Source organism: Maricaulis sp. (assembly GCF_030149425.1).
Lineage (GTDB): Bacteria > Pseudomonadota > Alphaproteobacteria > Caulobacterales > Maricaulaceae > Maricaulis.
Genome location: NZ_JASBRQ010000021.1, coordinates 1 through 1,949 on the forward strand (window position 1 = coordinate 1; position 1,949 = coordinate 1,949).

2 protein-coding genes are annotated in these 1,949 nt (G+C 62.8%); one reads left to right on the top strand and one right to left on the bottom strand.

The window, feature by feature from the left end; translation table 11 throughout:
- Window positions 1–1,336 (top strand): D-amino acid dehydrogenase (locus tag Q1V57_RS03645; RefSeq protein WP_300527658.1); only part of this gene is annotated, 1,336 nt, incomplete at its 5' end.
- A 66-nt stretch (window positions 1,337–1,402) separates the two neighbouring features.
- Here Q1V57_RS03645 and Q1V57_RS03650 read toward each other — a convergent pair.
- Window positions 1,403–1,949: ATP-binding cassette domain-containing protein (locus Q1V57_RS03650; protein ID WP_300527660.1), on the bottom strand; the 547-nt coding region annotated here is incomplete at its 5' end.

Genomic DNA, 1,949 nt, shown 5'->3' on the forward strand with positions numbered 1-1,949 from the left:
GCTTGCTTTTATCTGCATCGCGGCGAAGTTCAAAGGACGGTCTGTAGATGAGATTCTGGAGCGATCGCGCGTGGCCAAGGACATTATCGTCATCGGTGCCGGCCTGGCAGGTGTCAGCGCCGCCTGGGCGCTGAAACGAAAAGGCTTCAATGTCGCTGTTTTCGACAGCGCGGACGGTCCTGCGCAGGCGACGAGTTTTGCCAATGCCGGCGCGCTGACCCCGTCCGAACCGCAGCCCTGGAATGCGCCTGGCGTCGCCTGGGACCTGATCGCATCCCTGACCGACCCCAATGCAGCGATGAAGCTGCGCCCGGAAGCCTTGCCCGGCCTCATCCCCTGGGGACTGAAATTCCTGCGCAACTCGACCCACGCCCGGCATAATGCTGCGGCCCGGGCCAATTTCGCCCTGTCGCGATACTCCCTGGAAATGACCCGGTCGGTGCGCGATGCTCTGGGCCTGGAATTCGACAATGGAACCCGCGGCACTTTGCGCGTGTTCGAAACCGCCGAGCGCCTTGAGCACAGCCGCAAGGCGGCGGAAATGCTCTTCGATATGGGGCTGAACCACAGCGTACTCGACCGCGACCAGGCCGTCGCCCTGGAGCCATTGCTTGCTCCCGTCGCCGACCAGATCGCCGGCGCGATCCACTATCCTGATGATGAGTGCGGCGACGCCCATAAATTCACCTGCGCGCTTGCCCAAGCGGCTGAAGCCGACGGTGTCGAGTTCGAATGGAATTCAGAGATCGAAGCCCTCGGCGACAGAGCCGGCGATATTGTCGGCGTTTACACCAAGACCGAGGAGATCGAGGCTGACGCCATCGTCGTCGCCTCTGGCCATGCCGCCTGGAAACTGCTCAAGCCCCTGGCGCTGCACCTGCCGGTGCGCCCGGTCAAAGGCTACTCGATCACGCTGGACATGAGCAGCCAGAATGAGCGCCCCGGCCTGCCGGTGGTCAATGACGCCATGCACGCCATCGTCACCCCCATGGGCGATCGTTTACGCGTCGCCGGGACTGCCGAGATCGCCGGCGAGAATGACGAACTTACCCCTGCGCGAATTGATAACCTGAAACAGCTCTTCGCGGGCATTTACCCAGAGCTGGCGCCCAAGCTTCTTGAGGGTGAAGTGGAGGCCTGGACCGGTCTGCGCCCGATGAGTGCCGATGGCCGCCCCTTTATCGGCGAGACCCGCGCCCGCGGCCTCTGGCTTTCAACCGGGCATGGCCATCTCGGCTGGACCCAGGCCATGGGCTCTGCACATCTGCTGGCAGACCTGGTGGCGGGCGACACGCCGGCGATTGATCCGGCGCCCTATGCAGCAGCGCGGGTATAACCGGAAACGCACACAAAAAAGGCGGCTGTTTCAGCCGCCTTTTCGATTGTCCCAAACAAAGATCGCTTAGCGCGCGAACTTCTGGAATTTGATGCGCTTGGGCATGTCCGCATCCGGGCCCAGGCGGCGTTTCTTGTCTTCGATATAGTCTTCGAAATTGCCCTCGAACCATTCCACATGGCTGTCGCCTTCAAAGGCCAGGATGTGGGTGGCCAGGCGGTCGAGGAAGAAGCGGTCGTGCGAGATGACCACGGCGCAGCCCGGATAGGCTTCCAGCGCCTGTTCCAGCGCCGCGAGCGTTTCCACGTCCAGGTCGTTGGTCGGTTCGTCGAGCAACAGGAGGTTGCCGCCGGTCTGCAGCGTCTTGGCGAGGTGGACGCGGTTGCGCTCACCGCCGGACAAGAGGCCGACCTTCTTCTGCTGATTGCCGCCCTTGAAGTTGAAGGCGCCGACATAGGCCCGGCTCGGCACTTCCTTGCCGCCCAGATCGATCATGTCATTGCCGCCGGAGATTTCCTCCCAGACGGTCTTGTTCGGATCGAGCGCATCGCGCGACTGGTCGACATAGGACAGTTTCACCGTCTCGCCGAGACGGATCGAACCCTCGTCCGGC